The sequence below is a fragment of the Halomonas sp. A29 genome, from assembly GCF_046723295.1.
Lineage (GTDB): Bacteria > Pseudomonadota > Gammaproteobacteria > Pseudomonadales > Halomonadaceae > Halomonas.
On the sequence record NZ_JAXQPR010000002.1, the window covers coordinates 355983 to 369086 of the forward strand.

General features: G+C 65.5%; 11 protein-coding genes and 1 pseudogene. 7 read left to right on the top strand and 5 right to left on the bottom strand.

Translation table 11 applies throughout. The features are described from left to right. Nucleotides 1-37: 37 nt before the first annotated feature. Nucleotides 38-1966, bottom strand: coding sequence for a DNA topoisomerase III (locus SPH52_RS05045; RefSeq protein ID WP_411793900.1), 1929 nt, complete (start codon nt 1964-1966; stop codon nt 38-40). Nucleotides 1967-2105: 139 nt separating this feature from the next. On the opposite strand from SPH52_RS05045, the gene SPH52_RS05050 reads away from it, so the two are divergent. Together SPH52_RS05050 and SPH52_RS05055 are read left to right on the top strand one after the other, a co-directional pair. Beyond that, nucleotides 2106-3347, top strand: coding sequence for an ABC1 kinase family protein (locus tag SPH52_RS05050; protein ID WP_411793901.1), 1242 nt, complete (start codon nt 2106-2108; stop codon nt 3345-3347). A gap of 87 nt (nt 3348-3434) precedes the next feature. Further along, nucleotides 3435-5252, top strand: a complete 1818-nt coding sequence (locus SPH52_RS05055) for an SEC-C metal-binding domain-containing protein (protein WP_411793902.1) — start codon at nt 3435-3437, stop codon at nt 5250-5252. Between the two features lie 9 nt (nt 5253-5261). Here SPH52_RS05055 and SPH52_RS05060 read toward each other — a convergent pair whose 3' ends face one another. Then, nucleotides 5262-6629, bottom strand: a complete 1368-nt coding sequence (locus tag SPH52_RS05060; protein ID WP_411793903.1) for an AmpG family muropeptide MFS transporter — start codon at nt 6627-6629, stop codon at nt 5262-5264. A gap of 179 nt (nt 6630-6808) precedes the next feature. Here SPH52_RS05060 and rfaH point away from each other — a divergent pair, with 179 nt between their 5' ends. The 5 genes and pseudogenes from rfaH (at nt 6809) to SPH52_RS05085 (ending at nt 9938) form a co-directional block, all read left to right on the top strand. Next, entirely contained in the window at nt 6809-7351 is a 543-nt protein-coding gene (rfaH, locus tag SPH52_RS05065; RefSeq protein ID WP_411793904.1) for a transcription/translation regulatory transformer protein RfaH, read from the top strand. 41 nt (nt 7352-7392) lie between these two features. Beyond that, nucleotides 7393-7898: pseudogene (locus SPH52_RS05070) on the top strand (FKBP-type peptidyl-prolyl cis-trans isomerase). 155 nt (nt 7899-8053) lie between these two features. After that, nucleotides 8054-8170, top strand: coding sequence for a cytochrome c oxidase subunit CcoM (ccoM, locus tag SPH52_RS05075; RefSeq protein WP_411793905.1), 117 nt, complete (start codon nt 8054-8056; stop codon nt 8168-8170). 158 nt (nt 8171-8328) lie between these two features. Next, the gene (locus SPH52_RS05080; RefSeq protein ID WP_411793906.1) at nt 8329-8814 is read left to right on the top strand and encodes a hypothetical protein; all 486 of its coding nucleotides are present in this window, start codon (nt 8329-8331) and stop codon (nt 8812-8814) included. Further along, the gene (locus SPH52_RS05085; protein WP_411793907.1) at nt 8808-9938 is read left to right on the top strand and encodes a diguanylate cyclase domain-containing protein; all 1131 of its coding nucleotides are present in this window, start codon (nt 8808-8810) and stop codon (nt 9936-9938) included. Before SPH52_RS05080 ends, SPH52_RS05085 begins: the two co-directional genes overlap by 7 nt. A 7-nt stretch (nt 9939-9945) precedes the next feature. On the opposite strand, the gene SPH52_RS05090 is transcribed toward SPH52_RS05085, so the two are convergent. The 3 genes from SPH52_RS05090 to SPH52_RS05100 form a co-directional block, all read right to left on the bottom strand. Next, a complete protein-coding gene (locus SPH52_RS05090; RefSeq protein ID WP_411793908.1) occupies nt 9946-10677 on the bottom strand; it encodes a lytic transglycosylase domain-containing protein in 732 nt (243 codons plus the stop codon). After that, the gene (locus SPH52_RS05095; RefSeq protein ID WP_411793909.1) at nt 10613-12334 is read right to left on the bottom strand and encodes a proline--tRNA ligase; all 1722 of its coding nucleotides are present in this window, start codon (nt 12332-12334) and stop codon (nt 10613-10615) included. Before SPH52_RS05095 ends, SPH52_RS05090 begins: the two co-directional genes overlap by 65 nt. A 150-nt stretch (nt 12335-12484) precedes the next feature. Further along, nucleotides 12485-13096 carry a GNAT family N-acetyltransferase gene (locus SPH52_RS05100; RefSeq protein ID WP_411793910.1) on the bottom strand — a complete coding sequence of 204 codons (612 nt, stop codon included), beginning with the start codon at nt 13094-13096 and terminating at the stop codon, nt 12485-12487. Between the last annotated feature and the right edge of the window lie 8 nt (nt 13097-13104).

Sequence of the window (13104 nt, forward strand, 5' to 3'; positions counted from 1 at the left end):
CCGATGCTGCACGGCGGGACGCCAGTGGCGAGCTCGATTACGCGCTCGTGCGCGGCTTGCGGCGTGCCCGGCCCGTGCTGCCTTGACGTCGCCGGCTCTTGCCGTTCGTGCCGCGTCGCTTCGGTGCGGCGGCGGTCTCGCCCTTGGCCGCGGCCATGGCCTGACGCAGGCGGCCTGCGTCGGCACTGCCCAGCAAGCCACGCAGGTCCTCGACCAGGGCGGAGAGGAACGGGGCAGGGTCGTCGTTACGCTCGACGATCGCCGTCAGCCGCTGTTCCCACAGTGCCGTGCGCTCGGGTCGTGATGCTGCCTCGGGCAGCGAGGCGATCAGGCCCGTGCCCAGCCGGGTAGCGCGCAGCGTCTTCTTCAACCGTACCAGGTAGCCGCGCTCGATCAGCGTCTCGATGATGCCGGCGCGAGTGGCTTCGGTGCCCAGGCCGTCATGCTCGCGGAGGGTGCGCCTGACCTCGGGGTCGTCGACGTAACGTGCGATGTTCATCATCGCCTTGATCAGGCTGGCATCGGTGAAAGGCTCCGGCGGGCGCGTCTCGCGATCCTCGACCGCGCACGCCGTGACCCGGCAGGCTTCGCCTTCTGTCAGGGGAGGCAGGGGTGGGGCCTCGTCGCGGGTGGTGAAGAGTGGCTTCCAGCCCGGCTGGAGCAACTCCTGGCCGCTGGCACGAAAGCACTCGCCGAGAATGGTGAACTCCGCCTTCACCTCGCGAGCGACCAGTGGCGGATAGAACTGTGCCAGCACGTTGCGTGCGATCAGGCGGAACACGTCGGCCTCGGTGCGCTCCAGCCGCTCGAGTTCGGCCGGTTTGCCGGTGGGTGCCAGGGCATGGTGGGCGCCGACCTTCTTGTCGTCCCACGCCTTGGAGCGCAGCGCAAAGTCGGCGTCGACCAGCCAGCCGCGCAGGGTCTCATCGCTGCCGCAGGCGCTACTCAGGTTGGCTTGCGCCTGGGCCAGGTGCTCCTCGGGGAGGTAGCGGCAGTCGGAACGCGGGTAGGTGATCAGCTTGTGGCGCTCGTAGAGCCGCTGACAGATGTCCAGCACGGCCTGGGCGGAGAGCCCGAAGCGCCGCGCGGCATCCACCTGCAGCGCCGAGAGCGAGTAGGGCAGCGGGGCGGATTGACGCTTCTGGCGGGTATCGAGCGAGGTCAGCCGGCCTTCGGCGCCGGGCAGACGCTCGGCCAGCGCCTGGGCCGGGGCGCGTTCGAGCAGGCGGCCCTGCTCGTCGAGACGGTGGTGATCGCCGGGCTGCCACCAGGCACGCAGTTGGCCAGTGGCCACCGCGAGGTCGGCCCAAAGCACATGAAAGGGATAGGGTCGGAAATCGCGTATTTCGGCGTCGCGGCGTACCACCAGCCCGAGCACCGGCGTCTGCACCCGGCCCACCGAGAGCACGCCATCGTGGCCGGCCTGGCGCCCGGTCAGGGTCCAGGCCCGGGTCAGGTTGATGCCGTACAGCCAGTCGGCTCGGGAGCGGGACTCGGCGGCACGGTATAGCGGTTGGTAGCGGGCATTGTCCTCCAGCCGCGTCAGGGCCCGCTGTACCGCGGGCCGGTTGAGGTCGCTGACCAACAGGCGCGACACCGGCCCCTTCCAGCCCAGGTATTCGATCACTTCCTGCACCAGCAATTGCCCCTCGCGGTCCGGGTCGCCGGCATGCACTACTTCGCGGGCCTGCTTGAGCAGCTTGCGAATCACAGCGAGCTGCCCCCTGGCCTTGGGCCGCGGGCTGAGCTGCCAGCGCGTCGGCAGAATCGGCAGGTGGTCCAGCCGCCACTGCTTGAAGGCAGGGTCGTAGGCATCGGGAGGGGCCTGCTCCAGCAGGTGGCCCAGGCACCAGGTCACCACGGTTTCACCGGCGTGGATGGCGCCGTCCTCGCGGCGCGCACCACCCGGCAGGGCGTCGGCGATGGCCCGGGCAAGGCTGGGTTTTTCGGCGATGATCAGGCGCATGTCACCCTTCCGCTGCTGTCGAGTCGCGTTATTTATGGATATTCTTACAGTAAACGATCTTCAAGGCCAGAGGCCAAAGGCGCCACTGGCGGTACAATTCCTGTAGCCTATGAAAACCGACGGCAGAGGAGAGCACCGTATGCGGGAACGGGGAAGGACACGACGCCTGTTCGGTCTCGGGGCGCGTACCGGCGGGGCTCTGCTGCGCAGTCGGCTTGGTGGCGAGGCCGACTGGCGTGCGCTGGGTGAAGCCCTGTTCGAGGGCTTTTCCGAGCTGAAGGGACCCGCCATGAAGCTGGCCCAGATCATGGCCCAGTGGGACGACCTGCTGCCGCCGGATCTCGCCGACGAGCTGGCGCGCCTGCAGCGCCAAGCCGAGCCCATGCCCTGGGAGGGCATACGGCGCACTCTGATCGATCAATACGGTGAGCTGGACGCCCATTTCCGCGAGATTGAACCCAGACCTTTTGCCAGTGCGTCGATGGGACAGGTGCACCGTGCGGTAACCCAGGACGGCGAGACGCTGGTGCTCAAGGTGCAGTATCCGGGCCTAGCCGACATTCTGGAGGGCGACCTGATCCAGCTCAGGCGCATCATGCGCCTCGGCCGTTGGCTCAAGGTGCCTCAGGCGCGCCTGGACGCCCTGTTCGAGGAGCTCGCCGCCAGCCTGCGACGCGAGCTCGACTACCACGCCGAGGCTTGCGCGCTGGCGCGCTATCGGAAACGCTATGCGCATCTGCCAGGGCTGGTCTTCCCCGAGCCGCTACCTGCACTTTCCGGTCCACGGGTGCTGGCCATGCGCTACGTGGCCGGCACGCCGCTGCGTGAGCTTGAGGGGGCGGACGATGCCGTGCGCCAGCGAGTCGCAACGATCCTGGCCGACTGGCTCACCGAAGAGCTCTTCACCCACGGCGAGCTGCACGCCGATCCCCATGCCGGCAATTTTGCCGTCGATGCCGATAGCCGGCTGGTGATCTACGACCTGGGCGCGGTGATCCCGGTGCCTGCAGCGCACCTCAAGGCGATGATGCAGCTGCTCGATGCCACCCTGGCGGGAGATGCCATGGCCATGGACGATGCCCTGCGACGGCTGGGTGGACGCCAAGGGCAGGGGGCGCCGCTGGCGTTGTATCGCGAATCCGCCGAGGCGGTGGCGCCGCTGTTCGAACCCGGCCCGCAGGACTTTTCCGACGTCAGGGTGCATCGTCGCCTGCGCGACCTTACCCCCAAGGTGTGGGCGGCCATGGATCGCTTGCAGCCCCCGGCGGACGTGCTGCTGTTGTCGCGCACGCTGAACGGTCACTACTGGAACCTGGTGCGCCTGGGGGCTCGCCTCGACATGCATGGCCGCACCCGCCCGCTGCTGGCCTGGGCGCGATGAGCAACCTGTGCACCGCCGGTCTTGTATGCAGCACCGAACCACGCTTCCCTGTTACTATATGCGCCTTTTGAACTGGCGGAGAGTGTGATGCTGGCAGTATGGGTGGAACAGCTGCTGGGCTATGCATCGGGTGCCTTGGCAGCCATCCGTGAGGAGGAGCGCTACCCGGCCTTCATGGCCTGGGCGCGCGAAGAGGGTGCCGAGCTGATGGGCGGCGACATGGCCATGGCCCAGGCGCTCGCGCCCATACTGTGGAGCCAGACTCCGCTCGAACGTGCCGGCTTTACCAGTGAGTCCTTGGCCCGCCCTGGTCGCAACGAACCCTGCTGGTGCGATTCCGGACGCAAGACCAAGCACTGCTGCGGAGCCGTCGCCATGCCCGCCGAAGTGCCCGACCACTTGATGTGGATGCTCTCGCTTCGCGACTGGAAGGGCCCTACGCTCAAGGCTGCCCTGGAAAGTGGCAACGCTCCCGCCCAGGCCCTGCTCGAGGCCGGACTGATCGCCGCCGAAACGGGTCAGCGCGGGCGTGCCCAGCAGATCCTCGAATCGCTGTTCCAGCGGGCCGACTGGTCGCGCCTGCCGGCCCAGGCCGAACCTGCCTTCGAACTGTTGATCGACCTCTATCAGGAGCGCGGTTTCATCCGCAAGCGCACCGAGCTGCTCGACGAGGTGCTCGAGCGCGGCCCGCTGTTCCTTCGCGGCGTGGCCCTGGAGCGGCTGTGTCTGATGCATCTGGACAACGACGACCTGGACAGCGCCCGTTCCGCCTTCGTGCGTGCTCAGCAGGCGCTGCCCGACTCGCCGACCCTGGCCTACATCGAAGCCATGCTGCTGCTGCACGAAGGGCACGAGGAGGAGGCTGCGGAGCGTGCGCGCTTCTGGTTCCGCCGTCTGGCCCGCAAGGGCGAGCTGGAGCCCGACCAGTTGCAGTTCCTGGCCGATCTGGCCGAGAACCCCGGAGCCACCCTGGCTGACCAGTTGCTCAACGCCGAGGAGGACCTGGCGGAGCCGCTGGCCGCCCTGCAGGAACTGCTGGCTGAGCTGCCACCGGCTCCCGGGCTGGACGTGCGCTGCACTGCCTCTGGGGAGCTGGAGTACCATCGCAGCGCCCGCGAGGACACTCTGTTTGCCGCTTGGCACAAGCACTTCCAGGTGGAAGTGGATGACGAGAGCGCCTTGGGTCTCAAGGGTGACCCCTGGGTTCAGGCGGGTGAGTGGCTGCGCGAACTCTGCGCGCACCCCGAATGGCTCGACTCGCCCGGGGTGGTGGAGGCGTTGACCCTCGCCCTGACCAGCCGCTTCGGCAGTTTGCCGTGGATGTCGCCGAGCCTGTTCGAGCCCTTGGCCGACCGTCTGGAGCGCTGGCTCGAGCGGGTCCGTGGCGAGGGTGAGGGGCCGTTTCTGTGGGACAGCGCCGACAACGCCGTGCTGCTGCGTACCGGTCTGGCGCTGGTAGTCGGCATGGAGCGGGGCGCCCGGGAGCGCTCGCGACGCCTGGCCGAGCGGCTGCTGGTGCTCGACGATCAGGACAGCCTGGGCCTTCAGGAACTGGTACTCGATCAGCTGTTGCGTGAAGGGCGCGACCGTGAGGCGCTGGCCGTGACCGAAACCCGGCGCGATGAAGCGCCGGTACTCGGCCTTCTTATGGGGCGGGCGCTGGCGCTGTTTCGGTTGGAGCGTGTCGACGAAGCCAACGAGGCGCTGCGCGAGGTGCGCCGCCACAACGCACATGCGCTATCCATGCTGTGCGCCGAGCAGACTCGCCCAGTGCAACAGGGTCAGGACAGCATCGCCGAGCCCGGTACCCGTGCCGAAGCGTGGCAGTATCGCACGCTGATGCGCGATCAGTGGCGCGCCACGCCAGGCGCCTTGGCCTGGCTGCAGGAACAGATCGACGGCTGAAACGTTGCGTCAGGCCGCACGCGGAGTGGGTGGTGGGACCAGCTCCTTGTCGCGGCTGATCCAGATCGCCAGTGCAATGGCCGGCAGCCCCAAGGCCGTGGCGATGACGAAGAAGGTCGCATAGCCCTCCGCCGCCACCACCAACCCTCCGAAGCCGCTCAAGAACTTGCCCGGCAGCGTCATCAACGACGAGAACAGTGCGTACTGGGTGGCGGTGTAGGCGCGCGAGGTCAGGCTCGACAGAAAGGCGATGAATACCGCGCTGGCGAGGCCATTGGCCAGGTTGTCGCCAACGATGGCCATCACCAGCATCGGCAGGCTCTCACCGGCCAGCGCCAGGGCGGCGAACAGCAGGTTGGTCAGCGTCGCTGCCGCGGCACCCAGCACCAGTATCGGGCCGATGCCGTAGCGTGCCACCAGCAGCCCGCCCATGATGCCACCGCAGATGCTCATGGCAATGCCGAACACATTGGTGACCTTGGCGATGGTTTCCAGCGAAAAGCCCATGTCGATGTAGAGTGGATTGGCCATTGACGCCATGGCCAGGTCGCTGATGCGGAACACGGCCACGAATACCAGCAGCCACAGCGCCTTGAGCCGATGTCGGGAAATGAAATCGGTGAAAGGGCACACCACCGCGCCGATCAGCCAGGCACCCAGGCGGCGTAGGTGGCGCGGTTTGCCGCGAGAGGCGCGAATGAAGGCGCGCACGCGCGGCTCGTGGATCAATTGGGTGGTCAACGACAGGCGCTTGGGCTCCGGGCGCAGCAGCACGGTGATCACACCCACGCCGACCAGCAGGGCCATGGTCAGATAGGCGGCCTGCCATGAGAACCAGGCGGCCATGTACATGGCGCCGGCCCCAGCGGCCAGCAGGCCGCCGCGATAGCCGATGATGTAGGTCGAGGCCATGGCCGCCTGGATGTCATCCGGGGCCGACTCGATGCGGAAGGCATCGATGGCGATGTCCTGGGTGGCCGAGCCGAAGGCCACCAGCAGCGCAAAGGCGGCTACCAGCGTCAGGTTCTGCTGCGGGTCGAGGCTTGCCAGGCCGACCAGCCCGCTGGCAATCATGGCCTGGGCCAGCAGCATCCAGCCGCGCCGTTGGCCAAAGGTAGGTGTCAGCACGGGCAGGGCCAGGCGATCTACCACCGGGGCCCAGAAGAACTTGATCGAATAGAGCATGCCGATCCAGGAGAAGAAGCCGATGGCGGCCACCTGGACACCGTCACTGCGCAGCCAGGCAGAGAGAGTCGAGAACACCAGCAGGAACGGCAAACCGGCCGAGAACCCCAGGAAAAGCATGGTGATGACAGGGGCCCGTAGGTAAATGGCCAGGGCGGCTCCCCAGCTGCGCTGAGCGGTCGGGGTGATCATGCGTGGCGATACTCCTCGGTGTGACAATGGCCAGGGGGGCGGCCCGAAGCCGGCAACGATGCTAGAATGGCCCACCGCTCGGCGGAGGTGGGCGGCCCAGGCGGACCCATCGTCCGGCCGCTCGATTGTTGCAGAGCCCCGGCATCGATGCCAGCAGGATATCCCGGTAGGAGGCCGTCATGAACCACAGCGAACGTCAGCCGATCGAAGAAGAGAACGATAGCCTGCCGCGCTGGTACGTCGTTCAGTGCAAGGGAGGGGAGTCCTTCCGCGCTGCGGAGCATCTGGCCAACCAGGGCTACGAGCTGTTCCATCCCATTCTGCAGGTTCAGAAGAAACGGGGTGGCAAGCTGGTATGGCTGGACGAGCCGCTGTTTCCTCATTATCTGTTCATTCATCTCGACCGTATCGCCAGTAACTGGCGGCCTATTCGCTCGACCCGCGGTGTGCTCAAGATCGTCACCTTCGGCGATCACCCGCTGCCTGTCGATGACGAACTCGTTGCAACGCTGCGTGAACATGGCGTGCAAGGTCAGGAGAGCGTGGCCAACGTCTATTTCCGTGCCGGCGAGAAGGTAGAGATCACCGAAGGGCCATTCAAGGATCTGCAAGCGGTCTTTGCCAGCCACAAGGGGGATGAGAGGGCGATCGTGCTGCTCAATCTGCTCAATCGCCAGCAGCAGTTGGAGATGCCCGTGGCGAACCTGCGCCCGCGGACGTGACCGATGGCCCGAGCCTTGGCAACCGAACGAAGGAGGCCCTCATGAACATTGCCCCGCAGCGGGTCGTGACTCTCCACTATGTGCTCAGCGACGCTCGAGGGCAGGTGCTCGACGACTCGCGGGCGCGCGCCAAGCCTCTCGAATACCTGCATGGTCACGACAACATCATGGCCGGTCTCGAGCAGGCCCTGACGGGCCACGAGCCCGGTAGCCGACTGAGCGTCACGCTGCCACCCGAAGAGGCCTATGGCGAACGCAGCGAGAAGCTGGTACAGGAAGTCGCTCGCAGCGCCTTTTCGCAGGACGACCTGGCGCCCGGCATGCGCTTCCAGACACCAGGCGATGATGGCCCCCAGATCGTCACCGTACTCGAGTTGCGAGCCGACAGCGTACTGATCGACACCAATCACCCCCTGGCCGGGCACACACTGAGCTATGCCGTGGAAGTCCTCGACGTACGTGAAGCCACTCGCGCCGAACTGGCCAAGGGGCACCCGCTGCCGCCGATATTGCCCTCTCCCAGGTAGAAGATCGCAAGCTTTCCTAGGGAAAGCGCGAGTGAACCCCCTTGAAAACTGACCTGTATCAATTCTCCATGCGTCGTTCCCGGTGCCCGAGATGAAATTTGATGCAGGTCAGTTTTCCCACGTCATCAACGGGCTAGAGTGAACCCATCACATCAGGTGACGGGGAGAAACCACCATGTACTGGGATGACGCTGTAATTTTCGGACTGGTAACCGTCGCGATGATGGTCGCTTTCATGGCAGGTTGGATCGGCTTCGTCATTCGCGACCATCGTCGCAAGCGCAAGCACTGAACCAGCCTGTAGAGCAAGTCGTCAGGGGAGGGGGGAGTTTTCCCCCCAGTAGCCGGCCCAATTGGGCCGGCATTTTTTCGTGGTAGACTCCGTCGGTAACGGTACGTCAATGGGCGCTATCGGCACGAGAAGAAAAAGAAGAACGAAGGGAGTCTGCTATGTCTTGCCTGGGTTACCGCATACGTCAATGCGCACGGGGGCTGCTGCCGGGTTTCCTGCTGCTCGCTTCGGCCGTTCTGGCCAACCCCGAAGAACTGCTGTTGCGCGACGCAGAGCGCGAAACCGCGCTCCCGGTGGAAGAGGTGCGTGCCCGGGCCGACGTCGAGTTCCGCTTCTACGACCCCTATCTGGCCGACGAGGTCGAAATACGGGGGCTCGTCTTCCGTGACCTGTTGGTCGAACAGTTTGGTCGGGTGCCGCCACAGCTCCATTTCGAAGCCTGGGATGACTATGACGTGACCCTGGCCGGCTGGGACGATCCCAACTGGATTCTCGTGACCCACCAGGATGGCGAGCCGATCAGCCTGCGTCAACGCGGCCCGCTGCGCCTGGTCGAGCGCGACTATGGCCGTCGCGACCCCGCCAACCTGCGCAATTTCAATGATTGGGTCTGGATGATTCGCAGCATAGAGGCGGTATGGTAGAACCCGTACGCCCCTGGCGGCGTCACGTACGCTGGCTGTGGCTCAGCCTGATGAGCTTCACCGCGCTGATGCTGTTGATCGCCTATCAAACGCGCTGGGTCTACCCCGAGATCCACGCCTATTTCAGCCAATCGGGCAACCTCACGGGGCAACAGTTGGCTACCCGCGCCCGCGGCTACCTGCAGGAAGGGCTCGACCTGTTGTTGACTCTACCCAGCGATGCCGACACTCGCCAGCAAGCCCATTTCCAGATCAAGCTGGCCTACAGCCTGTTCGACATTGGCCTCTATCGGCGTGAATACGACTGCACCGGGCCAAGTCTGGCGGCCATGGACAACCTGCTCTTGCGTTTGCAGGGGGATGGGCCCGTCCAGGTCTCACACTTGCGCGAAAGCCTGTTGGAGCCGATGCGTTGCTTGACGCAGATAGAAATGCACCAGCTCGACAGGCGAAGCGCCGTCACTTCGGAGTTCGTCGACAAGACCCGCCACCACCAGGGGCAGGTACTGGTTGGCAGCCTGGTGATCTTCGTGCTGGGTCTGGGATTCTGGTTCATGCACGAGCTTCAGCGTCGCCGCGCCGCCAAGTCAGCCCGCGAGAGTCTTGAGTGGATGACCCGAGCCTTGCGCGACCCCTTGACCGGGGTCGGTAACCGCAGCGCCCTGCATGACGACGTGGTTGCTTCCCAAGGGCGGGCCATGGGCATGCTGCTGGTCGATATCGATTACTTCAAGCAGTACAACGATAGCCTGGGTCATCCCGACGGCGATCGGCTGCTGCGCCGTCTGGTCCAGTTGATCGAGGATACCCTGGTGCACGAGGCTAGGCTCTATCGAATGGGAGGCGACGAGTTTGCCGTACTGTTCGACTGCGTCGATGACGAGGCCCTGAGTGAGACCTGCCGGAGCGTCGTCGAGGAGCTGCGTGCCGCCGATATTCCACATCCGTCCCACCCTCACTCCTCGCACGTCACCTTCAGCGTGGGGGCCGTGCGTTTCAACGCCTCTCATGCCGAGCTGGACGCCGCCTATACCGCCGCCGATGCAGCGCTATACCAGGTCAAGACCGAGGGACGCGACGACTGGGCGATAGCCACGTTGGACACCAGCAGGGTAGCTGGCTAAGGCCGAATCAGCGCGCAAGCCACCAGTGATCGGTCCAGGCGCGCATGACCCGTTCGGGGTACCAGGTCTGACCTAGGCTGCCGTTGTAGCGGGCCAGGGCGCGAGTTAGGTCGCCGCGCTCCACGGCCAGGTAGTGGGCAAGTATCGTGCAGCCGTAGCGCAGGTTGAGCCAGGGGTCCATCAGGTCGTCGGCCGTGCGGCCCAGTTCACGGATCCAGAACGGCATGATCTGCATCAGCCCTACCGCGCCGGCTGAGGAGACGGCATCGGTGCGAAAGGCGCTTTCCACCTGGATGACCGCGAGGACGATTTCTGGAGCCAGTCCGGCCAACCGGGCCTCGTGGTAGATGCGGGTGAGCATCTCGCCGCGCAGGGCGTCGTCGCGCACGAAGCGTGCGAGCCTGGGTTCCATCTGGCTCATCCACTGGCGTGCCGCCCATACCTGATCCGCTGATGGGGGGGCGCTGACCAGCGTATCGAGGGTCTGGCGCAGCGAAGGGGGGATGTCGGGCTCCACCCGAACCCGCTGGGTGGATGACGCCTGCAGGGCAACGGGCAGCATGTCGAGAAAGCCCGCTTCCCCGGTGTCGATTTCCTCTCCCTGTTCCAGCGCTGAAGCCGGCAGGGTGCCAATCAGACTGGCCGCGACCAACAGCGTCGCGGCCAGCCGGCGATCAGGCCCCGATCCGCTCGCGCAGGAACTCGACGATGCTGTCGGCCGGTACCATGGTCGCTTCACTGTCACGCCGCCCCTTGTACTCCAGTTCGCCGTTGTCCAGCCCGCGGTCGCCGACCACCAGGCGGTGAGGAATGCCGATCAACTCCTGGTCGGCGAACTTCACCCCGGGGCGGAGGTCGCGGTCGTCCATCAGCACGTCGATACCGGCCGTGGTGAGGGCCTGATAGAGCCGCTCGGATTCTTCTCGCACGCGCTGGGACTTGTGGGCGTTCATCGGCACCAGGGCGACCTGGAAGGGGGCGATGGCGTTGGGCCAGATGATGCCGTTCTCGTCGTGGTTCTGCTCGATGGCAGCCGCCACCACGCGGGTCACACCGATACCGTAGCAGCCCATCCAGGGGTGAGCTGCCTTGCCGTTGTCGTCGAGCACTGTGGCGTTCATCGCCTCGGAGTACTTCTTGCCCAACTGGAACACGTGGCCGACCTCGATGCCGCGCTTGATCGAAAGCGTGCCCTTGCCGTCCGGCGAGGGGTCGCCCTCGACCACGTTGCGAATGTCGGCCACCTTGGGCAGCGTCACGTCGCGCTCCCAGTTGATGCCGAAGTAGTGCTTGCCATCGACGTTGGCGCCAGCGCCGAAGTCGCTCATCAGTGCCACGCTACGGTCAATGATGATCGGCATGTCGAGGTTCACCGGGCCCAGCGAGCCGGGGCCGGCCCCCACCACGGCACGAATTTCCTCTTCCGTCGCCATGGTCAGCGGTGCGGCCACCTCGGGCAGGTTTTCGGCCTTGATCTCGTTGAGTTCGTGGTCACCGCGCACCAGCAGGGCGATCAGGCCACCCTCGGCAGCGCGCACCATCAGTGTCTTGATGGTCTTCTCGATGGACAACCCGTGCTGCTCCACCAGGGCGGCGATGGTCTTGGCGTTGGGCGTGTCGACCAGACGCAACTCCTCGCGGGGCTTGGCGCGCTCGGGGTTGCTCCCCAGCGGCGCGGGCAGTGCCTCGGCCTTCTCGATATTGGCGGCGTAGTCTGACTCGGTGGAGAACGCGATATCGTCTTCACCGGAAGCGGCCAGCACGTGAAATTCGTGGGAACCGGTACCGCCGATGGCGCCGTTGTCGGCCAGCACCGGGCGGAAGTCCAGGCCCAGGCGGGTGAAGATCCGCACGTAGGCGTCGTACATCGCCTGGTAGGTCTCCTTCAACGAAGCCTGGTCGATATGGAAGGAGTAGGCATCCTTCATGATGAATTCGCGCGAGCGCATCACGCCGAAGCGCGGGCGGATCTCGTCGCGGAACTTGGTCTGGATCTGATAGAAGTTGGCCGGCAGCTGCTTGTAGCTGGAAAGCTCACGCCGCATGAGGTCGGTGATCACCTCTTCATGGGTAGGACCGACGCAGTAGTCGCGCTCGTGGCGATCCTTCAGGCGCAGCAACTCGGGGCCGTACTGCTCCCAGCGGCCGGACTCCTGCCACAGCTCGGCGGGCTGTACCGCCGGCATCAGGACTTCCTGGGCTCCGGCGCGATCCATCTCCTCGCGCACGATCCGTTCCACCTTGCGCAGGGTGCGCAGGCCGATCGGCAGCCAGGTGTACAGGCCAGAGGTCAGGCGACGGATCATGCCGGCACGCAGCATCAGCTGATGGCTGATGACCTCGGCGTCGGAGGGGGTTTCCTTGAGAGTGGCGATCAACAGTTGAGTGGCGCGCATGGGTCCGGCGTTTCCTTCCAGCATGGGCTGACATGAGTCGAGGTGCCGCGGTGGGCGGCATTCGGGGCATTGTACGGCCAACGGCGAATGGCGGCAAAAGCGTTGCTCAACCTGGCATGGCCGCTCGGGGCTTATCCGTCGACAGGCCTCCTACCTCAACGACTTCAACCAGAACACCATCGGCTTGTCGGTCTCCTCCGGCTCGCCGATGTCCTTCCAGCGGAAGGTGGTGGCAAGTTCCGGATGCCGCTCATAGCCCTGCGAGCGCCAGAAGCCGTGCAGGGGAACGTAGTCTGCCGGCCTGAGCGGATGATTCTCGGGGCGCTCCACGGCGCAGAAGGCCACGGTTGCAAAGCCGTGTCTGGCTGCATGGCGCTCGCGCTCGGTGAGAAACGCCTTGCCGATGCCGCGACCGCGGTAGCTTGGCAGCAGCACCGACTCGCCGTAGTAGAACACGCTGTCGATATTGAAGCCGGCCTGCTCGAAGGGCGCGCGGAACTCTTCCACGTCCTTCGCCAACGGCATGCCCGTGGCGGCGCCCACCAGGGCATCGCCGTCCTCGGCCAGCACGAACAGGCTCTCCGGACATTCGGCGTAACGACGCAGGTAGTTGGCTTCGTAATCGAAACTGCCATCGTAGAGGTAGGGAAAGTCGCGGAACACGGTGATCCGAAGGTGTGCCAGCTCGTCCAGGCGCGGTTCGATGGCGCTGCCCTGGCGGATATGCAGTGCGGTTTCGCCCATGACGCTCTTTTCGCTCATGGCTGCCT